At 35.6% G+C, this 23,937-nt stretch carries 19 protein-coding genes and 1 riboswitch; of the genes, 9 read left to right on the top strand and 10 right to left on the bottom strand.

Features of this window, described 5'->3' with window-relative positions:
- Positions 1-42: 42 nt before the first annotated feature.
- Positions 43-5,802 carry a hypothetical protein gene (locus tag ACJMLO_RS05170; RefSeq protein ID WP_405294591.1) on the bottom strand — a complete coding sequence of 1,920 codons (5,760 nt, stop codon included), beginning with the start codon at positions 5,800-5,802 and terminating at the stop codon, positions 43-45.
- 562 nt (positions 5,803-6,364) lie between these two features.
- On the opposite strand from ACJMLO_RS05170, the gene ACJMLO_RS05165 reads away from it, so the two are divergent.
- Positions 6,365-7,477: a radical SAM protein gene (locus tag ACJMLO_RS05165; RefSeq protein ID WP_405294589.1), complete on the top strand. Its 1,113-nt coding sequence runs from the start codon at positions 6,365-6,367 to the stop codon at positions 7,475-7,477.
- A gap of 188 nt (positions 7,478-7,665) precedes the next feature.
- On the opposite strand, the gene ACJMLO_RS05160 is transcribed toward ACJMLO_RS05165, so the two are convergent.
- The 3 genes from ACJMLO_RS05160 to ACJMLO_RS05150 form a co-directional block, all read right to left on the bottom strand.
- On the bottom strand, positions 7,666-8,193 hold the full coding sequence (locus ACJMLO_RS05160) for an AAA family ATPase (RefSeq protein ID WP_405294587.1): 528 nt from the start codon (positions 8,191-8,193) through the stop codon (positions 7,666-7,668).
- The gene (locus ACJMLO_RS05155) at positions 8,193-8,972 is read right to left on the bottom strand and encodes a ParA family protein (protein WP_405294585.1); all 780 of its coding nucleotides are present in this window, start codon (positions 8,970-8,972) and stop codon (positions 8,193-8,195) included. The genes ACJMLO_RS05160 and ACJMLO_RS05155 overlap by 1 nt, the downstream gene beginning before the upstream one ends.
- A gap of 402 nt (positions 8,973-9,374) precedes the next feature.
- Positions 9,375-10,676 carry a TrpB-like pyridoxal phosphate-dependent enzyme gene (locus ACJMLO_RS05150; RefSeq protein ID WP_405294583.1) on the bottom strand — a complete coding sequence of 434 codons (1,302 nt, stop codon included), beginning with the start codon at positions 10,674-10,676 and terminating at the stop codon, positions 9,375-9,377.
- 90 nt (positions 10,677-10,766) lie between these two features.
- Here ACJMLO_RS05150 and ACJMLO_RS05145 point away from each other — a divergent pair, with 90 nt between their 5' ends.
- Positions 10,767-11,798 (top strand): DUF1786 domain-containing protein, encoded by a 1,032-nt coding sequence (locus tag ACJMLO_RS05145; protein WP_405294581.1) that lies wholly within the window; start codon positions 10,767-10,769, stop codon positions 11,796-11,798.
- 1 nt (position 11,799) lies between these two features.
- Positions 11,800-12,456, top strand: coding sequence for a PHP domain-containing protein (locus ACJMLO_RS05140; protein WP_405294579.1), 657 nt, complete (start codon positions 11,800-11,802; stop codon positions 12,454-12,456).
- 11 nt (positions 12,457-12,467) lie between these two features.
- Here ACJMLO_RS05140 and albA read toward each other — a convergent pair whose 3' ends face one another.
- Positions 12,468-12,740: a DNA-binding protein Alba gene (albA, locus tag ACJMLO_RS05135; RefSeq protein ID WP_405294577.1), complete on the bottom strand. Its 273-nt coding sequence runs from the start codon at positions 12,738-12,740 to the stop codon at positions 12,468-12,470.
- Positions 12,741-13,053: 313 nt separating this feature from the next.
- Entirely contained in the window at positions 13,054-14,583 is a 1,530-nt protein-coding gene (locus ACJMLO_RS05130; RefSeq protein WP_405294575.1) for a 2-isopropylmalate synthase, read from the bottom strand.
- Between the two features lie 101 nt (positions 14,584-14,684).
- Between ACJMLO_RS05130 and ACJMLO_RS05125 the strand changes: the two genes are divergently transcribed.
- Positions 14,685-15,398, top strand: a complete 714-nt coding sequence (locus ACJMLO_RS05125) for a sugar phosphate isomerase/epimerase family protein (RefSeq protein WP_405294573.1) — start codon at positions 14,685-14,687, stop codon at positions 15,396-15,398.
- 64 nt (positions 15,399-15,462) lie between these two features.
- Here ACJMLO_RS05125 and ACJMLO_RS05120 read toward each other — a convergent pair whose 3' ends face one another.
- Entirely contained in the window at positions 15,463-16,257 is a 795-nt protein-coding gene (locus tag ACJMLO_RS05120) for an HAD family hydrolase (RefSeq protein WP_405294571.1), read from the bottom strand.
- Between the two features lie 105 nt (positions 16,258-16,362).
- Here ACJMLO_RS05120 and ACJMLO_RS05115 point away from each other — a divergent pair, with 105 nt between their 5' ends.
- From ACJMLO_RS05115 to ACJMLO_RS05100, 4 genes are all read left to right on the top strand, one after another.
- Positions 16,363-18,015 (top strand): hypothetical protein, encoded by a 1,653-nt coding sequence (locus ACJMLO_RS05115; protein ID WP_405294569.1) that lies wholly within the window; start codon positions 16,363-16,365, stop codon positions 18,013-18,015.
- Between the two features lie 85 nt (positions 18,016-18,100).
- Positions 18,101-19,471, top strand: coding sequence for an Asp-tRNA(Asn)/Glu-tRNA(Gln) amidotransferase subunit GatA (gene gatA / locus ACJMLO_RS05110; RefSeq protein ID WP_405294567.1), 1,371 nt, complete (start codon positions 18,101-18,103; stop codon positions 19,469-19,471).
- A 78-nt stretch (positions 19,472-19,549) separates the two neighbouring features.
- Entirely contained in the window at positions 19,550-21,043 is a 1,494-nt protein-coding gene (locus tag ACJMLO_RS05105; RefSeq protein ID WP_405294565.1) for a DJ-1/PfpI family protein, read from the top strand.
- The gene (locus ACJMLO_RS05100) at positions 21,044-21,448 is read left to right on the top strand and encodes a hypothetical protein (RefSeq protein WP_405294563.1); all 405 of its coding nucleotides are present in this window, start codon (positions 21,044-21,046) and stop codon (positions 21,446-21,448) included. It begins immediately after the preceding gene.
- Here the strand turns inward: ACJMLO_RS05100 and ribB are convergent, their stop codons facing one another.
- From ribB to ACJMLO_RS05085, 3 genes are all read right to left on the bottom strand, one after another.
- The gene (ribB, locus tag ACJMLO_RS05095; RefSeq protein ID WP_405294561.1) at positions 21,449-22,132 is read right to left on the bottom strand and encodes a 3,4-dihydroxy-2-butanone-4-phosphate synthase; all 684 of its coding nucleotides are present in this window, start codon (positions 22,130-22,132) and stop codon (positions 21,449-21,451) included.
- A 44-nt stretch (positions 22,133-22,176) separates the two neighbouring features.
- Positions 22,177-22,307: riboswitch (FMN riboswitch) on the bottom strand.
- A 59-nt stretch (positions 22,308-22,366) separates the two neighbouring features.
- Complete coding sequence (locus ACJMLO_RS05090; protein ID WP_405294559.1) at positions 22,367-22,714, bottom strand: hypothetical protein; 348 nt, start codon at positions 22,712-22,714, stop codon at positions 22,367-22,369.
- A gap of 24 nt (positions 22,715-22,738) precedes the next feature.
- Positions 22,739-23,113: a DUF120 domain-containing protein gene (locus ACJMLO_RS05085; protein ID WP_405294557.1), complete on the bottom strand. Its 375-nt coding sequence runs from the start codon at positions 23,111-23,113 to the stop codon at positions 22,739-22,741.
- Positions 23,114-23,313: 200 nt separating this feature from the next.
- Here ACJMLO_RS05085 and ACJMLO_RS05080 point away from each other — a divergent pair.
- A partial coding sequence (locus ACJMLO_RS05080) for an FAD-binding protein (protein ID WP_405294555.1) occupies positions 23,314-23,937 on the top strand: 624 nt, incomplete at its 3' end.

The following is a 23,937-nucleotide window of genomic DNA, read 5'->3' as shown; positions in this document are numbered from 1 at the left end:
AAAAAAATAGAAATAGGGAAATTGAATTTCCCATCATGTTTTTTAATTTTTTCTTCTCAAGGATATGCCAACAGCCGCCAGCAATGCTAAAAGAACAATGAGTATTGGATTTCCAGTAGCATGCATTTTAGGATTTGAAACTGATTTGGACTGTTTATCTAAATTTGAATCCTCATCGATGTCACCTTCGCCTTTATACTTATCATAATCCGGATTGTAATTATCATCCTCATCATCGTCATCTTCTGAGGAATCCTTAGGATTGGTGAACTCAATATCCTTATTATTTGACATGTTTGGATCATAAGTGGTACTGTTAACAACAACAATATTTTCAATTGTGCCCTGTGAAACTAAGACTTTTGTGGTCAATGTTAAGGTTGCCATTTCACCATTGTCTAAAGTTCCTATAGTCCAAACTCCATTTTCATATATTCCTTTGCTCTCTTTTGCGGAAAGTAATTTTAACCCATCAGGCAAGTATTCTGATACGAAAACATCTTTTGCCGCATCAGGACCAAAGTTGACAACCGTAATGGTCCATGTAATTGTATCTCCCTTGGAAGGTTTCGGATTAGATACTGTCTTAATTACCTTAACATCGGCTTCAGGGTCAACATTACAGGTATCATTATCCTTATTATTGTCAGTGTTATTATCCGGAGTAGTGGAGTTAACTACTGCAATGTTAGTAATATTGACATTGGTTTTAGTAACCAAAGTAGTTATTATTAATGATTTTGACGCTCCATCATCCAAATCACCGATAGTCCAAATACCAGTATCCTTATCATAAGCACCATTGGATGAAACAAATTGCAATCCTTCAGGCAACTTATCCCTTACAGTTACATCAAAAGCCTTGACCGGACCGTGATTTATTACGGTGATTGTCCATGTTACAGTATCTCCCCTGTGAGGATTTTTATTTGATACTACCTTAATTACTTCCAAATCGGCAGGTAATTCTTTTGAAATATCGGTAGTGTTATTTGCCTCATTATTGGTTTTATTTGGGTCATATACGTCATTTGTTACATTGACATTGTTTATTAATGTAGTGTCTGAAACTGTTACTAAAGTATCAATGGTCAATGTAGCATTTTCGCCTTTGGCCAAGCTGGCAATTTGCCAAACCAAATCATCTTTATCGAATATTCCTTTAGTTTTAGAATAGGATTTGACTTCTAATCCAGTTGGTAACTTGTCTTTTACAATAACATTCAAAGCAGTGTCAGGACCCTTATTGGTTACAATTATAGTCCAGGTAATTATGTCGCCTTTTTCAGCGATTTTGGTTGAAACCAATTTAACTATTTCCAAATCCGCTTCAGGGTCAACATCAGTGGTATTGTTGGCATTGTTATTGGTTTGGTTAGGATCATAAGTGTCGCTGGTAACATTAGCAACATTTCTAATGGTAGTGTTTGTAATATTTACCACGGTTGTAATTACCAAAGATTTAGGCTGACCGCTAGCCAAATTACCTACATTCCAAATACCAGTTTTATAATCATAATCACCATCAGAACCCATGAAAATTAAACCATCAGGCAACTTATCAGTTACACGAACATTTAAAGCAACATCAGGACCCTTATTAGAGACAATAATCGTCCAAGTAATAGTGTCCCCCCTGTGAGGATTCTTGTTTGAAACCAACTTAACTATTTCCAAATCCGCTTCAGGATTTACATCAGTAGTATTATTAGCTACATTATTTGTCTTATTTGAATCCGGAGTATCAGAAGTTACATTAGCAACATTAACAATAGTCTTATTAGTAATGTTTACAACGGTTGTAATTACCAAAGATTTAGGCTGACCACTAGCCAAATCCCCAACATTCCAAATACCAGTTTTATAATCATAATCACCATCAGAACCGATGAAAATTAAACCATCAGGCAAGATATCGGTTACACGAACGTTTTTAGCATCTGAAGGGCCATAATTTTTAACAATTATAGTCCAGGTAATGACATCTCCCCTATTAGGATTCTTATCAGAGACCAGTTTTACAATACCTACATCCGCTTCAGGCATCACTTCAGTGAAATTCTCAGCGTAATTGTTTTCAGGATTGCCGTCATCATCAGCATAAACTGTAGCATTATTAGATATAAATCCATCATAATTTGTAATTAAAGTGTTAATGACTAAAGTTACGGTTTCATTTTCAGCCAAATCACCAATATACCATCTGCCAGTAGCCGGATTGTATTCTTCACCTTTGGCTTTAGTTGAATTTTGATATCTTAATCCTGAAGGTAGGCGATCAATGACATAAACCCCGTTAGCATTTCCAGGACCATGATTGGTTACTGTTAAAGTCCAGGAAATTACTGCTCCCTGGTGAGTCTTTTTAGATGATACATTTTTTTGAATGCTCACATCAGGATAGAACTCTACTGTTTCATTATCATAATTATTATTAGGATTTGGATCTGGAGTTGTACTGTTTACAATAGCTTCGTTAGTAATATTAATGCCGGATATGGTAACTTTTGTAGGAATTATTAATTGAATCCTATCTTTAGCCTTTAAATCACCAATAATCCATGTTTTATTTTGCCTATTAAATGTTGTGCCGTCAGGAACAGTTGGAGAACCTGCAATTTCCAAGCCATATGGCATAATATCAGTTACGACAACATTGGCAGCATCACTAGGACCGTAATTAATGACAGTTAAAGTCCAGTTGATGATATCACCTTTTTTAACCTTATAAACTGAAACGGTCTTGATAATTCTCAAATCAGCATTAATAGTTACATTTACGGTAGCGTTTACCGGAGGACAATCGCCTACATACATTGTATTGTTCCAAACACCCTCATTTACAGCCTGACATTTAACGGTTATTTGAAGATAATCATGGGCAGTTATATTTGTTACATACCAGATTTGGTAGTCATCGTGTTTAACATATCTAACCACATTTCCGCCGTCAATTGTGTATTCATTCAAATATTTAATTCCTTTAGGCAATACATCACGAATTTGGATCACTTCTGTGTAATCTTCACTCCCAATGTTGTAAACTCTCAAATAATATTCAAGGTTTTCGCCTGCGGATACATTGGTTACATTAGCCTCCTTGGTATAGTAGAGATTTACATGGATAGTCTTGTTATCTTTATTGTTTGACTGGTTCCAATCTTTTTCAGTACAGTTTACAGTCACAACGTTGTCAAAAGTACCTAATTCTGTAGTCTTAACTGTCAATGTCAATGTTTCGTTTTTGCCGTGAGGCAAAAATCCGATATACCATTCATTGGTTGTGGAATTATAAGCATTTTTAGTTGCATGAGAATCCACATATTTTAATGATTTCGGAAGAATGTCTTTTACAACCACATTGGTGGCATTTGTACCTACTCCATGAACTGTTATGGTAAACACTGCATTTTCTCCGACAATATAAATGTCCTTGTCACTGGTTTTTGTAATGCTGACATCAACATGAGGCAATACCTTAAATGTAGTGGAGTTGTGAATTGCAGTATAAATGTAATCGTCCGGGTGATTAGCCTCTACATAGTAAATTCCCGGATGGAACTCACCTTCTGTGAGATTTTCCTTTTTAAGTGCAATCAAAACATTACCGAAGATGTCGGTGTTGTCCTTGTATTCAAATACCTTATTGCCGGCATAAGTAACATTGACATTGATTACCTGATTATCTTCACGTGCATCCTGATAGAGAACAGCTCCACCATTACTGTTTTCAACTCCTAAAACAGGATGAACTTCAGCATCGGTAGTGGTTTTTATGCCTGTCGGATATAGTTTATTCGGTTTGAGAGTGTATGTTACATTATGGAAATAGATTTCATCCACAACACCCTGAGGGGTTGGGCTATGCCAATCATTATATATAGCATTTATAAGGTTATCTCCGGCAATAAGTGTAACATTGATTAAAAATTCCAGATCATCACTCCAATACTGTTCGGAAGGTTTAGCTTCGGTGAACAGGAAATAACTCCATGCCTGATTATTTTCGAAGGTATCATCATTCAAATGCAGGTCTTCTCCCCTATTATATATTGCAGAACCGTTACGTGCGGTATTATGCTTGAAGGTTGAAAATGAAATTTCATTATGGTTTCCATCAATATAGATTGCCCCACCCAATCCGTAATTAGGATCATCTGAACTTGGAAGAGCATGATTATCTCTAAATTCACTATTTAAAATTCTTGCATGATCTCCAATTGTGTGGATAGCACCACCATGCATTGAAGCATTATTGTTTCTGAATTCAGAGTTGAATACATAAGTATCGTTTCCTTCCACGTAAATACCTGCACCACCATGAGATGCGTGATTGGCCTTAAAGGTGGAATGGGTACAATTGAAGTAGTTACCCTCTACATATACAGTTCCCATCTCCGAATCATGATTGGTAAATATAGAATTGATAACGGAAGCATGATCACCTTTCACATATATAGCCGCTCCCTTACCGTTGATAGCAAAGTTATCATCAAAAGTACAGTCAATAGCTGTATTGTTATGACCTGTTATATGTACAGCTCCACCTTCTTGGGAACCGGTGTTGTTGAAGAAATAACAATTTTTCATAATATTATAATTACCTTCAGAGTTATCACCATCCAAACCATGGGTAATTCCACCAACCATGAAAGCGGCACCCTGTTTAGCGGTATTGTTAATAAAATCACAATTTTCAACATTGAGATAATCCTGACTGGAACCTATTGCTCCACCCCATTCTGTTGCATGACAATTTGTAAAAGTACAGTTTATAATATTACTGTGAAGTTCTTTAGAAAGACCGGTACCATGCAGGTATATTGCCCCTCCAACACCGGAAGTACAATTGTCAAATACACAGTTGGTAATGTTAACAACATTGCCTTTTGCTCCTGCAACACAAATTGCACCTGAATGCCTATTTGAAGAACAGTTAATAAAATGACAATTATTGAAAGTTGAATTGTAAGTTACAATCATTACTGCATTTTCAAAATCTTCCCCAGCTGGGTCTACAGCCATTAAAGAATGACAATTAGTAAAATTAACATTATCTAAATTACAATACCTTATTGCAATATCAACACTTTTTTGAGATGTAAAATTATCAAAATGAACATTTCTTAAGGTACAATAATTTACGGCAGTCCCCGCTTCGGTGGCAAAATTCATCAATGTCAAATTTTCCAATATACATTTAATAAATTTATAGTTCCCCAACTGAGAATCAGCCTTTAAAACACCATTTGCAATAGTAATCTCAACATTGGCATTTACATTTAAAATATTACCATGAAGAGTATTTCCTTGTAAATCTATTATATCCCCATTTTTACATTGGGATACTACATTATTAAGTTCTTCAAAAGTATCGGCATTGACATACCTAATATCACCTAAAATCGATTCATTCTCACTAACGCCTAAAATATCATCCCTAAAATTATTTGATTTTTCAATATTTAAATTATTATATGAACTTGATAACAAATTTGCAGTATCAGCAGCCTTTAATAAATTTGTCGCTCCTGAATAATTTAATTTGGAACCTGCGTCACTTTTGTCCCTTAAATTTTGAAGGTCTGTTAATGATTCTTCACCTTCAGATACGCTTTGTTGCCCTTTTTGTTCATGAGGGACTTCATTTTCAAAAAAAGAAGAAATTTCATCAATCGGAGTTTCATCGACACTTAAAACATCACTCGTGTCAGTAAAATTTTCGCTTGCACTTACTACTCCCAAAGAAAGTACAAGACCAACAAGTAGAATACTAAAATACGTTATTGATTTCGTCGCCATTTTTTCACCAGTATTAAAAATTTCCTAAACAGATATCACCTGATTTTTATAATTAATTAACTATTTAACTAATTTATCATTGGATATATTTCATTTAAAATGATAAAGGTATTAAATTAAAAATTAGATTAAGATTAACTTATCATTAAATTAATAAAGATCAAATTTAATAATAAAAAGCCTTATTAAAATCATTTTCTAAAGTTCATTTATTTTTTAAAAAATATTTAATTTGTATAAAATTATATTTTTTTAAAAAAGCTATACGAGTTAACATCAAATTAACTAGTACAAGTAACTGTATAAATTTTATAGTATATAAATGTTACAGTTTAATAAATAAAATTTAATAATTTATTAAACTGTAAATATATTTGATAATAAATTTTACAGTTGTTTATAAGTTACAATAACTTGAAGATATCAAAATATAACAAAGTTAATTAAATATTGTTCAAAAATAACGTGAGTTATAATAAAAATATTGGAAAACATCAAGAAAAATATATTGTAGAGAAAATTTTGAAAAAAGATAATAAATATAAAAACATATTATATGAATATGGCGAATTTAGAAACGATGAAAATCTTAACAGATTCCGCACAGTATGACCTATGTGACTATGTCAGCCACAACAAATCATCACAAATCAACCTTCCAGGAATATATGAGGCAACCGGCCATAACGGATGTAAAATTCCACTTTTTAAAACACTTCTTACAAACAAATGCAAAAATGACTGCAAGTATTGTATCAACCAATCAAAAAGAAACTTTACAAGACTTGAACTTGCTCCGGAAGAACTTGCAAAGGCATTTCTTGGATATTACGGTAAGGGGCTTGTCAATGGATTGTTTTTAAGTTCCGGAATTTCAGGTGATGTAGAATCTACCATGGAAAAACAGATAGAAACTGTCCATCTTTTGAGAAACAAATACGGATATGATGACTACATTCATCTGAAAGTAGTGCCAGGTGCAAGCAAGGATTCAATAAAAAGGGCTCTGGCGCTAGCAAACAGGGTCAGCATAAATATTGAAGCCGCCACCCCCTCAGGACTTGCCGAGCTGTCATCCACTAAAGACTACAATAAAGATATATTGAAAAGATTGTCTTGGATTAATAGATTTCAGCACAAAAGCACAACATATCCAAATTCTACTCATACCACCCAACTGATTGTCGGTGCAAACAATGAAAGTGACAAGGAAATACTTAGTAGAATGGAAAAAATATACAAAAATTCAGATTTGAAAAGAACATATTTTTCAGCATTTACACCAATTCAAGAAACAGAACTTGCCAACAGGGATGCATGTTCAACTGACAGGACTGCAAAACTATACCATGCTGACAGTCTGGTCAATGAATATCACTATAATGTTAAGGAACTGGTATTTGACAATGACGATAATCTAATATTAACAGAGGATCCAAAAATTTTAGCTGCAAAAAATATGGATATCTTCCCTGTAGAAATAAACATTGCCCCCCTAAACGAGCTGATACGGGTTCCAGGTATTGGTATAAAATCCGGGAAACGAATAATTTCTATTCGAAAAAAATCACCATTCACGAATAAAGAACAGCTTAGGAATTTGGGAGTTATAGTGGATAGAGCCGAACCATATATAAAAATAAGTGGTGAATATCAAACCACCTTTAATTTATAGAAATATTAAAGCTTTAATATTAAAATAAAACAAACTGATTTTCAAATAATTGATTAAAAAATTAATTTAGATAATAGAAAAAATTAATAACAAATAGATTTTTTAAAAATCTACTGAGTATAATTTCAAGTGAAAAATAGATTATTGAATATACTGAAAAATCAATAATATAATTAAAAAAAGTTAGATTATAAATCTTTAAATAATTCCCAAATCTCAGGATATTTTTTAGAAACAGCCTCTTCAATTAAGATGGATGCTTCCTTTGAGATACTGAATTCAGGTTCGGTTTTTCTCAAATATCTTAAAACAGCAGATGATCTTGAAGACCAAAGGGTTATTCTTGGATTTTTATCAACAATTTTTTTAACATCATCTACATGTTCCTTTTGGACTTGGATTTCAGGTGATGTCTGTACGCTTTCTTCACTACCTTCACTGCCAGATAAGTCTTCGGATGAGCCATCATCCACTTCAACTTCCTCCTGGATTTCACTATCTTTATCGGTACTTTCATCATCTTCTGAATCATCTTCTTCCTCTACGTCTTGAGAAATCTCTTCCTCTTTTGATTCAATATCTTCAACAACCTCTTCAACAGTCTCTTCATCTTTTAGCATATCTTCAAGAGATTGAGCTGAATTACTGTCAAAATCTTCATTTAAAATATCAGGGAATAATGAATCCAATCCTTTTCCAAGACCTTTCCTAGCCATTAAGCACCATCCCCATCTCTTTGAATGATCTCTTTAGCTAACTTAAGGTAGGCTTTTGTACCTGTACTGTCCGGATCGTAAACCAGACATGGCTGGCCGAAACTAGGAGCTTCAGCTAATCTGATATTTCTTGGAATGATGGTTTTAAAAAGCAAATTGGTGTCTCCAAAATAATTTTTGAGTTCCTTATAAACATCCTTACTCAATCTAGTTCTCTTATCAAATAGAGTGAGGAGAATTCCTTTGATTGGAGTAGGGCTTCTGAGTCTTTTCTCAACCAATTTAATTGTATTGATTAAATCTGCAACTCCTTCAAGAGCATAATACTCAGCTTGGATAGGTATTAGAACGCTATCTGAAGCTACTAATGCATTGACTGTTATGACTCCCAAAGAAGGTGGTAAATCTATGAATATATAATCGAATAATGGTACAACATCCTTAAGGGTTTCTTTTAAGATAATATGATAATTTTCTTTTTTAGAAAGCTCCATACCAGCGCCACTGAGGGATATATTACTTGGGATAATAAACAAATTTTTAATAAACGTAGGAATTGTTGCTTTTTTTACATTTATATCCCCAATGATAGCATCGTATATTGTATTTTCTATTTTGGTCTTATCAATGCCAAAGCTTGTAGTAGCATTGGCCTGAGGATCCATATCCACAACCAAAACAGATTTTCCCATTACCGCTAGAGATGTTGCAGTATTAACAACAGTTGTTGTCTTGCCACAACCCCCTTTTTGATTCATCACCGCAATTACTTCACTCATTAAAGAATTCTCCTATTTCTAGTAAGTTTTAAGTTACCAGTTATGAATTATAACTTAAAAGTTTTCAGGTTTTAAAGAATAACAATTAAGTTATCCAGTATAAGTTAAAAGGATTAAGTTATTCCTTTTAAATTAAAACTTAAAGGAAATAAGTTATCAGTTTTAACTTCTAAGGGATAGGAAATAAGTTTTAAGTTAAAACTTCTAAATTATAAAAAATAAGTTTTAAGAAATAACTTATCATAACTAACTTTTAACAAATAAGTTATATTTTATAACTTCTCTCTTATAAAGTATTTGTTTTCACAAATAAGTTATTAGTTATTCATTAGCACTTATAACTTATAACAAAGGATAAGTTATAACTTATAACTAAAAAATTATAAAAAAAATAAAGAAGGATTATTTAGCGTTAGGCATAGTACCTTCAAAGTAGCTAGCATATCCTTTTAAATCTAACATTCCATGACCAGAGAAGTTCAATACAATGGTTTTTTCCTCTCCAGTTTGTTTGCATTTCAATGCTTCATCAATTGCAACTTTAACAGCGTGAGTTGTTTCAGGAGCTGGAAGCACACCTTCATTACGGGCAAAGGTAATTCCTGCTTCAAATACATCTCTTTGATGAGCGGATCTAGGTTCAATGTAACCTACTTTAGTCAATAAAGATACTTGAGGTGACATACCGTGGTATCTTAAACCTCCTGCATGAACGGAAGGAGCGACAAAGTCATGACCTAAGGTAAACATTTTAAGCATTGGGGTAAAACCGTTTACGTCTCCAAAGTCATATTCATAACTTCCTTCAGTTAAAGTTGGACATGCGCTAGGTTCTACTGCAATAAATTGAGTATCGGATTTTCCATCGATTTTATCCTTAATGAATGGGAATAGAGATCCAGCAAAATTACTTCCACCACCTGCACAGGCAATCATTACATCAGGAGTTTCTTCAGCAATTTCCAATTGCTTTTTAAGCTCTTGACCAATAATGGACTGATGTAACATGACATGGTTCAATACACTGCCCAAAGTGTATTTTACCTCATCGTTTTCCAAAGCCTCTTCCATAGCTTCGGAAATAGCTACACCAAGAGAACCTGGGTGGTCTGGATTATCTGCCAAGATCTGACGACCGACTTTGGTATTTTCACTTGGGGAAGCATAAACGTTACCGTTGTAGATGTTCATGATGTTTTTTCTGTCAGGCTTTTGGTTGAATGAAACCTTTACCATATAGACAGTACATTCAAGGTCCAATAAGTTACATGCAAGAGAAAGTGCTGTACCCCATTGCCCTGCACCGGTTTCGGTAGTTAATCTTTCAACACCTTCCTTTTTAGCAAAGTATGCTTGAGGTATTGCAGAGTTTAACTTATGGGATCCCGTAGGTGAAGTGTCTTCACGTTTGTAATAAATTTTTGCAGGGGTATTGAGATATTCTTCCAGTCTAGTAGCCCTAAACAAAGGAGAAGGTCTTCCCATTTGCATATATAATTTTCTTACTTCCTTTGGAATCTTAATATAGCGTTCCTGTGAAAATTCCTGTTCTAAACCTGCTTTGGTGAATGCTTTTTGAAGTGAAGCGATTTGGTCTTTTCCTTCACTGTTTTGAGGCATTGGGAGTTCGCAAGGTAAATCAGCATTAATATTGTACCATTCTTTAGGCACTTCATTTGAGTTTAAAGTTATTTTGTAATCCATAATAATAATTACATGAATGTACTATATAAAACTTTGTTGTACAAAAATGTACAGTTTAAATATTAATATTATAAGAGACAATTTTAAATCATGAGAATTTTAGCTATTGATGTTGGAACTGGAACCCAGGACATAATGATATATGATACTGAAAAGGAACTGGAAAATTCAATAAAACTGGTTCTGCCTTCCCCACACCTTTATATCTCACAGCAGATAAGGGAAATCGAAAACGACATTTATTTTACAGGAGAAATAATGGGCGGAGGAAAAATCAAAAAAAGCATTCTGGAACATATGGACAAGGGATATGAGGTCGTGATGAATTCCACATGCGCAAAAACGATCCGTGACAATCTCGATCAGGTAAAGTCAATCGGAATAAAAATAGATGACAATATGGAAAAATACGCAGACTATTCCAAAATCATTATGGGCGACATAAACATCACAAAACTCTCAGAGTTTCTGCTCGGCTACGATTTGGAGTTTGACTTCGATGGAATTGCAATAGCGGTTCAAGATCATGGCTACAATGAAAACATGGGCGACAGGGATTTCAGATTTGAGAAAATAAGACAGAAAATATCACAGCCGATTTCCCCTCTTGAATTCGGATTTAAAGAAGACCTTCCCGAATACTACACAAGAATGCAGGCAGTAAGAAGAATATTGGAAAATGAAGGAATAGAGGAAACACCTTTAGTGATGGACACCAAGTTTGCATCAATAGCCGGAATGTGCTTTGATGAAATAGCTGAAAAACTAAACAGTTTTATTGTAATCGACATTGGTAACGGACATACAACAGCAGCATCAATTGAAGACGGGAAAATCCAGGGAGTATTTGAACACCATACATCAAGCCTGACCGGCGAATCTCTGGAAAGATATATGAAACGCCTGGCAGAGGGAGTAATTACCAATGAGGAAGTATACAACGACCATGGGCATGGGGCACATGTCCTAAATCCAATATCAAAAATAGAGAAAGTCATAGTAAGCGGACCTAAAAGAGAGCTGATTGAAAAGACAAACCTTGACTGGCATCATGCCGCTCCTGGAGGAGACGTTATGATGACAGGAACAGTGGGACTAATCAAGACAATACAAGGTAGGTAAAATGCTCAAGATGGATTCACATATTCACAGCGAATACTCTCCGGACTCGGAATCAAAAATCGATGACATTTTAAAAAGGGCACAGGAAAGAAACATTGACATCATTGCAATCAGCGACCACAATACGGTTGATGGAACAAGTGAAGTTATGAAAAAAACTAGGAATACAGATATACTGGCTATTCCATCCATAGAGATTTCTTCATCACATGGCCATATTCTTGGTTTTGGGTGTGAGGAAATGATACCTCGAGACCTAACACCACAAGATACAATCGACAGAATTCATGATTTGGGGGGTCTTGCAATAATCCCACATCCATATTGCTTTTACCGCCATGGACTTTTATGCAAAAGTGACCATAAGGATCTCAAAATCGATGCAATCGAGACAAAAAATGCCAGATTCGTAGTTGGATACTGCAACAATAAAGCAAAAAAACTGGCAAAAGCCGAAAACATCCCAACATTGGGTGCAAGCGATGCACATTACTGGAAATTTGTTGGAGACTGTTATAGTCTGATTGACTGTGAAAAAGACATTGACAGTGTTTTAAAAGCTATAAAAAATAGTGATATTGAAGCCCATGGAAAAGGGACTTCAAATATTTTGCTTTCCAAATATCTGTTCGAAAGAAATATATTAAAAAAATTTTAAAAAAGGAATAATTAATCCTTTTCGATTAAAATTTCAATGATAGAGACATTAGTTTTTTCATTATTAAAGTTTTCAATCTCTTCTGTTGAAATTTGAATATCTTTTACATCTGCCTCAGGAACAAACCTATTTCTTACTATTTCAGCAGTATCGACTGCACGGCTGATGGCTTTTCCTCTAGCTCTCAAAAGGACAGCATCTGAACCCTCATTAAACTGGGTAACCACAGCTAAAACATAATTCATGACAGGTTTGCTACCTACAAAAATTACATTGTTTTCCATATTTATATCACCATATTAAACTTTTGTCGATTAGGTATATAAAAGTTTTCAAAAATAATTAAATTTTTTTTAAACAATAAACAAAAAATATAAAAAATATATGAAAAATTTAATAAATAATATATAAAATTATAAACAATATAAATATTTATAAAAAATGATATAATCTAATTAAAAAAAATGAATATATCTCCAAAAATTATTAATTAAAATTCTTATATTAATCATAAATGATCGATTAAAATTAAAAATTAATCAAAAAATAACTTTTAAAAAAAAAAGAAAAAATGAATATTTATCAAAAAATCAAATATCATGCCCTTCTAATCAACAACAACTTATTCATAGAATCAAGCACCGCAAGAATACTTGCCATGACAATGTCCTGATTTGTTGACCTGCCGGTGGACTTGTTGCCTTGGGAGTCTGAAGTTATAACAAAAACCTCAGCCAGCGCATCGGTACCGCCGCTTACGGCTTCAATATTATATTCTTCAAGCTCAATATCCATCGTATCCTGAACCAGTTCACGAACTGCATTCAAAGCTGCATCGACAGGACCGACACCGGTATGAGCGGTTTCCTTTTCAACACCATCAATTTCTAGCTTAACGGTAGCGGTAGGAGAAACGCTTGCCCCCATTGAAATGCTCAATCCTTTAATAACAATCGGAGTTTCACGAGCAGATCCCAGTTCGGTTATAGCAATAGCAACCAAATCGTCATCTGTAACACATTTTCCGCTGTCGCCCAAGGATTTGATTTCATCGAAAACCTTACAGAACTGCTGTTCATTCAAATCGATGTGATATTCCTTAAGTTTTGATTTTAGTGCATTGGCACCTGTATGTTTGCCTAAAACTATTTTTCTGGAATGTCCAACCATTTCAGGTGAAATCGGCTCATAGGTGGAAGCGTTATTTAAAATTCCATGAACATGAATTCCGGATTCGTGGGCAAATGCGTTAGCGCCTACAATAGGCTTGTTAACAGGCATTTTAACCCCAGTCAAACGACCTACCAAATTGGACAGACTGTACAGACGGGTAGTGTCAAGTCCCAAATCAATGCCATATGAAGCCTTTAGAGTCATCACCAACTCCTCCAAAGAACAGTTACCTGTTCTCTCACCCAAACCGTTGACGGTAACGTGAGCCTGATTGGCGCCACATTCAATAGCTGTTAATGTGTTGGCTGTTGCAAGGCCAAAATCATTGTGGAAATGTACACTGACGGGAGTTTTGAAGTTGCTTTTTATATCAGTTATCAATTCATGAGTCAAAATCGGAGTCAGGACCCCGACGGTATCGGGAACATCCAAAAAGTCAGCGCCTGCATCGACAACTTCCTCAAATATTTCAAATAGGAAATCCCTTTCTGTCCTTGTTGCATCCTCAGCTGAAAACTCTACGGTCAAACCATGATCCTTAGCGTACTCCACTGACTGTGAAGCCTTATCAATGATTTGTGATTTGGACATCTTCAGTTTATAATCACGATGCAAAGGAGAAGTACCTATAAATGTATGGACATATTCCAAATCAGCGTCGATAATAGCATCAATGTCGCTTTTAAGAGACCTTGAAAGACCGACCAGAGTAGAATCCAAATTCAACTGTTTTATTTTTTTAGCAGATTCTATTTCTCCCTTAGAAGAAGCCGGAAAGCCAACTTCAATCTTATCTACGCCAAGATTATTGAGCTTTTGGGCAATCTGGATTTTCTCATCAACTGTCAAGGCAACGCCTGGTGTCTGTTCACCGTCTCTTAATGTTGTATCGAAAATATAAATCTTGTCGGCCAAGTTCATATTTTCCTTTTTTAGGGTTTCCATATCTTGCATCGTATCACTAGTTAAAACTTTAAAAATGAAAGTTAATAAGGTTAATCATTCAAAGAAATTTTGATAATGTTTATCATTAACGAAAAATAAACATAAACAATATGAAACTAGGTTTTACAACACTGGCTTTATTCATGCAACCAAACAATGACATCATCGATTTAGCTAAAAAACATGAATTTGAAATAATTGAAATTCTCGGCGAGGATCCGTTTTTTGAAAAAGACAAATGCGAATTCAAGGACTGTGGCCTTGACATGAGAATTCATGCAGCAACTGTAGACATCAACATAGCAAGTTTAAACAAGGGAATTAGAGCTGAAAGTGTAAAACAAATGATTCAATGCGGACAATATGCAGAAAGCATTAATGCAAATACAATAACTGTTCATCCGGGAATTATTGGTAGGAATGAACCACATTTAAGAAAATGGGCATTGGAAATAGCTATTGAAAGCGTTGGAGAAATCATAGATAACACAAACGTTGAAGTTTCCGTTGAAAACATGCCGGTTCGAGGAAAGTTTCTGGGAAATACTGTTGAAGAAATCGAAATGATACAGGAAGCAACCGGATGCAGTCTGACAATCGATACGGGCCATGGAAATACCTGCGGAAACCTTGAAGATATGTTGTCTTTAAAAAACATAAGCTACTGCCATTTGAATGACAATGACGGAGTTAAAGATCAGCACATTGCCTTAGGTGAAGGTACCCTAGACTTGAATTTGCTTAAAAAAATTGATACTGCAATAATTGAGCTTAATAACTTTGACAATGTCCTCAAAAGCAAAGAGGTTATCGATAACCTATAATTTTTTTGACGGTTATTAGTTATAAGTTATAAGTTATAACTTAACAGTTATAAAAAAATTAATGTCAGAAATCAATCATTGTAACCTCAAAAATGTCTTCAATTACATAATCGGTCTTATCCATCATTTTGGGGGATACCTCTTCCTGCTGTTCAATGGTAAGGACGCTTACATCCGCTTTTTTAAATGCCAAAATGTCATTAAGCCCATCACCAACCATCATAACCTTATATCCGCCTTCCTTTAGAATGGATACCACTTCACATTTTCCACGAGTGGAAACGGTTCCATAGGCATTGTCTTCCGGAACATCAAGCATATTGGCCAACCTGTTGATGGCACCCTTTCTGTCACCTGATGCGATGAATATCTCAATGCCCCGTGACTTCAACGTTTCGACAGTTTCAAAGACCTTAGGGAAAAATCTTCCCGCAGAAGTAATGGTATAAACAATCTGGCCCAAATCCATATCAACGATTAAGGCTGAACCGTTACACAGCTCCATATGTGAAATCTTTTCACGCAGAATGTCAAATCCATCTGTAATGTCTGAAACTGTGGTAGTTGTCTCGCCGTCAAGAATTGCCTTGACTTCAGCCTTGGATACCTGACGGTTTGAAAAGCTCACGTCAAAATCTATTTCATATTCCTTAATGACTTGGGAAACCAATGTATTTGGATCCAATTTCAAGAGTTTATTGGTGTTGAATTGAAGCACGACCAATGCCAAAGAATCCGCTGCATCAATAATCTCCAGGGAATTGATGTCTGTAAAAATATTGCCATGAACAACATCCTTAACGACAGGGTACCTCTCTATCAATGTTCCTGAATTGTCAAATACAACAGCCTTTTTCATATAATAAATTATGAAATTAATAATAAATAAATTATTTCCATTGGAAAAATAATCAAATCCAAAAACAACAACATTTAAAAGGTTTTATTAATTAAAATAACTGTGATGACAAAAAAAATAAAGTTTGTGTTTATTTTAATCATCTTATTATTTTTAGCTATCGGTGCTGTATCAGCTAGCGACAGCAATTCAACAGATATCATCAAAGAAGAAGTGTCAATGCCGAGTGATGATTCCTTAAATGAAGATGCTTTAGGATACAGCGAAAATAACAATGAATTATCTTCAAACGATAATACGGAAATTTCAAAAGATAATGCGGATGATTTAAATACAAAAAGCAACGAAAAATCAGACGCAAAAATTACACCTCATTCAAACTTTGTAAGGAAAGGTGAAAATTATTACATCTATCTGACCGACAAGAATGGTGATGGAATAGCAAACAAAAAGCTAAGCATAGAATTCAATGGAAATACCTATGTCAAAACAACGGATGAAGACGGAAAAGTAGGAATAAAAGTGAGTCTATCCGAACCGACTTCCTCAATGACCGTTAAATTCCACGGAGATGACGAATTCCATTCAGTTTCCAAAACACTTGATTTTTATATAGACAAAACAATTTCAATCAAAATCGGGAACAAAAAATTGATTACCAACGGCTATCTTAGAATTTATCTAAGCGGAAAAAAGAAATATATAGCACATAAGACAATTGAAATAAGGATTGGAAATAAGGTATTTACCAAAAAAACCAATGAAGAAGGTTTTGTTGTCATAAAACCCGAAGTCGGAAGCGGCATATATGATGTGACCGTTACATATGGAAACTATAAACTCACAAAAAGAATCAAATGTGAAAAGGGAGATGTAATAAATCCATTTGAAAAGGCTGTACCAAGGGTCAATGGGGTTCCAGACATTGATTTGATGCCTGCAAATTTTGTAATGGGAGACAATAACGGCAAATATAAAATCAAAAAATCACAATATAAGGAAGTCTTAAAAAGAGACAGTTATTCCTTGTATTTATATGGCAAATTATCAAAATACACATTCTTTAAAACAAAAGCGTCCCCTAATGTTTATCATATCATAAAGCGTGAAAAATGGAACGTTATCGAAAGGGTGATCAATACAAAAATGGTCAAAAAGAATCAGTACAAATATTGGCCAAAATCAGTTAGCGTTTCGCTTAAAGGAAAGGAATATACCTACGGTGAAGTCCGTGACGTTCAAAACAAAGGATACACATGCGGTCCGACATCCGCAAGTATGTGCAGTCAGGCCCTTAGAAATTACTATTCGGAAAAATACTTCCAGATAAAAATGCATGTAACAAGCGGAGTGAACATCCCTGTTGTCAAAAATGTCCTGGAGAAAAACAAATTCAAGACATATTACTACTACAGAAACTCAATCCACAGTGCCGTGAATCAAGTGAAAAAAGGTGGAGCTGCTTTAATAGCTTTCCTTCCAAATCACTATGTGGCGGTAATAGATGCAAGTCATGACGGAAAGAAAATCCTGGTAAGCAACTCCTACGGTGCCTATAATGTTGGTGGGGACAGCAAAGTCCCGACAGGCTGGGTATCCCTAAAATACTTCAAAAGCAAATTTGCAGGTATAGGTCTGGTTGTTAAACTCAATTACAAGCTATCCTCAAAAACAAAAGCGACAATGAAAAACATTTACACAAGTATGGGTCCTAACTGGATTAGACAAAATACAAATGAAAGAATTCCAAATACTTAGCTGAAATACCCATCAAAAAAACAACTATATAAACCTTGAAAAATATAATAATAGTATTATAATTTACGATTATTAAGGTGTTTTAATGAACGTTATTGAAAAGTTAAACTCCATAAAAAGTGGAGAAATAACAGCTAAAGAAAATGTTGAAAGCTTCATTAAAGTTATCGATGAAAATAACGAAGAGATAAATGCATTCATTGAATTAAACTATGAAAATGCATTAAAGCAAGCAGAAGCTATTGATGAAAAAATAGCTAATGGTGAAGATGTTGGTGCTTTAGCTGGTTTGGTATTTGGTATAAAAGCAAACATTAATGTAGAGGATTTAATCATCTCAGCAGCTTCCAAAACCCTGGAAGATTACATTGGAAGCTATAACGCAACTGTAGTTGAAGAAATTCTCGCTGAAGATGGTATAATCATTGGTATTTTAAATATGGATGAGTTTGCAGCAGGAAGCTCAACCGAAACATCCTACTACGGACCTACCCAAAACCCAAAGGCAATGGGCAGAATCCCTGGAGGATCAAGTGGAGGATGTGCAGCGGCCGTTGCAGCAGAAATGTGTGACATATCCATCGGTTCAGACACCGGAGGATCCATCAGAAATCCTGCATCACATTGTGGTGTGTTAGGATTTAAACCGACTTACGGTGCCGTTTCAAGACAGGGTCTTCTTGATTTGTCAATGAGTCTTGACCAAATCGGACCATTGGCCAATGACATAAGCGGAATCGCACTAGCCCTAAATACCATTGCAAAATACGATGAAACCGAATGCACAACCTTAAACTGGGAAAAACCAGATTTTACTGATGTAATTGAAGACAAATCCCTTGAAGGCATGAAAATAGCTGTGTGTAAAGAATTCATTGACGTGACAGATGACGAAATCAACAAGACCGTCAACAAGGCTATTCAAAAACTGGTTGATGCAGGAGCAGAGCTTGTTGAAGTTAGTTTCGATTATATAGATTTATGTTTACCTACCTATTACCTGATTAACTATGTTGAATTCTTCTCCGCAACAAGAAAATACGATGGAAGAGACTACGGTTACAGAATCGAGGAAGTCTGTGGAGACGAAGTATTAAGAAGAATCAAAATAGGTTCACATATTGCAGAAGCCGAATTCAGTGGAAAATACTACAAACAGGCACTAAAAGCGAGATCTGTAATCAGAGGTGAAATTACCTCAATGCTTGAAAACGTTGATTTAATCGTTGGTCCTACCGTTCCTAAACTTCCTCACGAAATCGGAGCTGAATTGGAACCTATGGAAATGTATGCCTACGATGTATTAACAGTAATCGCAAACTTGGCCGGTATTCCGGCAGCAAGCATCCCTGCAGGTGAAGTTGACGGTATTCCTGTCGGTCTGCAGATTCAAGCTAAACCATTGGATGACTTAAAAATTATTAAAGCAATGAGTGTTTTCGAAAACACTCAATAAACTATTTTTTTTATTGAATTTTTTACACTTGAAATCTATCTTTAAAAATCGAATACGAAATCTGAAGAGGTTATCTTTATGACAAAAATTGGACTTGCTTACATAAATGGTGCTGTGCCTGGATTTGAAGATTTTGGAAACTTGCCTACCGATATAGTTAAAGAAAACGGATTGGTTAATGGTAATAAAGCTTCAGATGAACTTGATGCATTAATTATTCCCGGCGGAACACTGATTGAATCAAATGACATTAACATGCCATTGAACCGGGAAATAAAAAAGATGGCAAAAGACGGCAAACCGATAATTGGAATCTGTGCAGGTTTTCAGCTGCTGTCAAACCAGATTGATATCGGCCGTAAATCCCCTGTTCCAATCGTTAAGGATGGCCTTGGAATAATTGACGTTAATTTCTCCCCACTCATTACAAGTGACAGGGTAAAGGCAAAAGTCTATAACAACTCATTTCTAGTAAAAAACCAAAAAGAAGATGTTGACGGCTTTCATACCCACACTTACGGTAAGGTTGAAGGTGATGCAAAACCGCTGTTCTACTCCAAAGTTCAAAGGATGAATTATGGAGATACAAATGAAAAGGGAGATTACAACATATTTTCAGGTGCATGCAACGATGACGGTAATGTTATCGGCACCATGATTCATGGCATATTGGATGAAAATCAGGTTCTTGTAGATAACCTGCTGGAACGAATAGACGCTGCAGATACCGATGAAATTTACAATAGAAACGGAAAAGTCAAAAAGTTCCTGAGAAGTGAAGTTGGAATAAACACCGGCATTGAAATACCTGAAATCACACCGAACAAAAGGCCGAAATATCTGATGATTGGAAGCAACGGATCAGACAGCGGCAAGACATTCATACTTACAGGCCTTGCAGGCGCATTAACAAGAAGAGGTTATAAGGTAGCACTTCTAAAGGTTGGCCCGGATGTCCGTGACATCATACCGGGATTATACCTGACCAAGGGAAAGATGGAGGAATTTGCATCCGTAAAAATCGGACACCTCGGCTGGGCCGATATTGAATCTACAATAGCTACACTCAATTCATCAGACTATGACATTGTGCTTATTGAAGGCGTCATGAGCGTGTTTACCGGTCTTTTAAATGAAAAGGTTCCATATTCCGCAGCGGAAATTGCAATGTCATCAAACATTCCTATGATACTTGCATCAGGAGTCAATAAGGGCGGCATCGAATCGGCTGCAATCGACTTGGTATCCCATGCAAATATGCTCAAGAAATTCGGAGTATCAGTAGAGGCAATGCTGCTGAACAAGGTCTACAATGACGATATATTCGACAATGTGGTGCCATATATCAAAAACAATACCGGTGTCGAAAACGTCCTAAAGCTTCCGAAGCTAAAGTCTGCTGATATGCGCGGATTCATACCGGAAGTCGAGATAAGGTATGAACTGTTCACCTCACATGCAATGGAACTTGTTGAAAACAACCTGGATATAGATCTCATACTGACCATGGCTCGTGAAGTCGAATTTGATAGAATTTACTCATTTGAAGAAATAAAAAGCAGGGTGATATAAATGGCACTTAACTTAAGTCCCGAAACCGGGGTCAAGCTTACAAAAAAGGACAGGGCACATGTACTAAAGAAGATGAAACAGGGCTGGAAGGCAAACTGTCTGATACCGGATTACGTCTTTGATGAGGACGGCAATATTCAGATAGCTTCTGACAAAAATCGTCGCGTAGTTAAAATCGTTAAAATCCTTAATGACGGAATTCATATCGAAAAGGCGCTTAAAAGCAAAACATTAAGGATTACATGGGATAAAGTTGCTGCCATAAACAAGTCAAAAGAAGTGAAAAACGGTTTAGAAATTAAAATGAGAGACGGAAAGTACGTCTCATTCAGCATTTATAATTCCTACAAATACCAACAAATTATGGAATTTATGGCAAATTACATAGCTAATCATGGAAATTAGCTATTCTTTCAAATATTCATTAATTATATCTTCGCCCCGAAGCAATACAAGATTGTTTTTCTCGGCGTATTTGCGGGCATCGGCAATTGAAGTAGCCTGTCCGGTTTCACCATCCATCATCTCACATACAACGCAAACAGGGGTAACTCCTGCAAGTTCACACAACGCAAGACCGATTTCTGTGTGTCCCTGACGATTTTTGACAAGGCCATCAGCTCCTCTCAAAAGACATACGTGACCAGGTGACCTGAAGGTAGCACCGAACTCATCAAATCTTTCTTCCTTCATCATTATTGCCATTTCGGAAATGGTCATTGCTCTGTCATGGTCTGTAACGCCTGTAAATGATTTTCTGTGGTTTGCCCAAACTGAAAATGATGACCTTTCATCATAAGGAATGTCATTTGGAGCAAGTTTGGCAAGTTCAGGATATTTTTCTGTTGCGGCTTTCATTATGTCCACCATGAACGGTAAATGAATAGCTTCACAAAAATCAGCATGTAAACAGTTGCAGATTAAACCGCCTGCATCATTTCTCATGGTTGCAATTGATTTGGGGGTTACAAATTCGGAAGCAATAATCATGTCGACTTCCCCTTCCCTATCATCATCATCAAAAACCAGTACAAATTCACCATTTCTAATTGCTTCTAAAGCTTTATCTAAGTTTGTTTCTTGATTCATAGTAATGTCTCCTTATTTACTAGAACCAGGGCTAAAAATAACTATTATCTTCTCTTCCATCCGGACTGTAACCGTCGGTTTTGGATTCTCACCAAATCAACACGTCTTGTGCTCGTGGACTTATCTTTTAAAAATCACCACCGGTGGGGAATTCCACCCCGCCCCGAGAACGTATTAAGAAATATATTCATTATGTATAAAATACTTTTTGGTAAAAAAAAAGAAAGAAAGATATTAACCCATAATATCTTTAACCAATGCAACGATGCCTGCACCCAGTGCTCCGGCAACGATCATTCCTAAAAATGCATTCAAAATCGGGAAAAATGCTGCCACACCTGGAGCCAGAATTAATGGCGCTATAATTCCCTGAAGAAGAGATGCCAAAAGACCGGCCACACCACCGACGACAAGGGCATTGTCGATGCTGTCTGCAATAAATCCGATTATTGCTCCAGCAATCAAAACAGCTACAATAAAACTAAACCATCCGCTTGTTGCAAATGCCAACAAAATTCCTAAAATTAAAGCGATAACAGTCGCTATAATAATGTTTATAATCATTTTTGCATTAACTTCCATTTTAAAAACCATCCTTTTAATTTTTTAAAATTCGAGAGTTACAATATCTCCATCATCAATGTTCAACTCATCCCTTAATCTTTTTTCCGCTATAAATTCAAGATAATTTTCATCATGAGTCGTTTTTGCAGGAAATACAATAGCTCCATAAATAATATTATTCAGTGTGGCATTGATATACTTGACGGCACCAAAGCCTTCATCCGGCTTTATGAGATTTTGACAATTGTTTTTGATTTCACTGATTTCATCCAGATACTTGTCACTGACGATGACGTTCAGTGTTCCTGGATATGGAATGAATCCCAAATTTTTCTCAAACTCCCTTGTGTAGAATTCCTGTGATAGGAAATATGCCGCCTTTCCCAAACCGGTTGTAACCTCACCATCAATTTTCATGAAATAACCTCTAACTATAATAACTTCAATGCGATAACTATTAAAATTCTTAACTATATTTTTAATTTAATTAAATGATAAAATGAATACTTGAAATTTAACTTAAGGAATATATATTAATTTTCAAAAATGTTATTAATAAATATTTTTAACGATGAAAAAGAAAATAATATTATAAACTATTTTACAGGGTTATTGAAATGGAAATAAAAACTATCCAAACAGACGTGCTTATAATCGGATCCGGTGGAGCGGGTTCAAGAGCAGCTATTGAAGTTGATGATGCAGGCTTAAAAGCCATTATTGTATCAAAAGGACTTTCATTCAGGTCCGGATGTACTGGAATGGCAGAAGGAGGATACAATGCAGTATTCAAAACCGTTGATAAAGACGATTCAATCGAAGCTCACTTTAACGACACGCTGAAAGGTGGAAGCTACCTCAACGATGAAAAGCTGGTTGAAATACTGGTAAACGAATCTCCAAAAAGACTTGTTGACCTTGAAAACTATGGGGCACTATTTGACAGGCAGGAATCAGGTCAAATTGACCAAAGGCCATTTGGAGGTCAAAGCTTCAGAAGAACATGTTATCAGGGAGACAGGACAGGTGCAGAACTGCTAAATGCGCTCAAGGAAGAAATCATCAGAAGAGATGTCGAATGCATTGAGGAAGTAATGATTACTTCTCTTGTAACCGATGACGACCGGGTCATTGGAGCAACCGGACTGAATCTGAAAGACTCTTCACTGATTTACTTTAAGGCAAAAGCGGTTATTTTGGCAAGCGGAGGAGCTGGACAACTATACCCTGTAACATCCAAT

The sequence above is a fragment of the Methanobrevibacter sp. genome, assembly GCF_045120835.1.
Classification (GTDB): Archaea; Methanobacteriota; Methanobacteria; order Methanobacteriales; family Methanobacteriaceae; genus Methanocatella.
Note: the sequence above shows the minus strand (reverse complement) of the source record. Positions and strands in the feature narration are given on the sequence as shown.